The following is a 341-nucleotide window of genomic DNA, read 5'->3' on the forward strand; positions in this document are numbered from 1 at the left end:
GTGCGGCGCCTACGCACCGGACATCGCCCCGACCGCCGCTGACGGACCCGACGGACCGGTCTGGGCCGCCGCCTCGGAGACGACAGGCGATACGACCGGTTCAACGGCCGTCCGGGAGCCCACCGTCGTGCCCACCTGGCAGGACGGCCCGCTGCGTGACGATGCGGAGCTCGTGGCCGACATGAGCGAGGCCCCGGGCACCGGCCCGTCCGGCGACCTTGAGGGCGTGCCGGCCGCGCGGCAGGGGCGAGCGGCACGGCGTCGTCAGCTGGCCCGCTGGAAGAAGAACAAGCGCCGGGCCGTGGTCGCGACGGCCGTCGCCCTCGTGGGTGGCGGCCTCA

Annotated in this window: 1 protein-coding gene; it reads left to right on the forward strand. The window is 76.0% G+C overall.

The features are described 5' to 3' along the window. Window positions 1–341: SCO2400 family protein (locus H4N64_RS44295; RefSeq protein WP_418896348.1), on the forward strand; the 341-nt coding region annotated here is incomplete at both ends.

The sequence above is a fragment of the Streptomyces cupreus genome (assembly GCF_014257025.1).
In the GTDB taxonomy this organism is placed as follows: Bacteria; Actinomycetota; Actinomycetes; order Streptomycetales; family Streptomycetaceae; genus Streptomyces; species Streptomyces cupreus.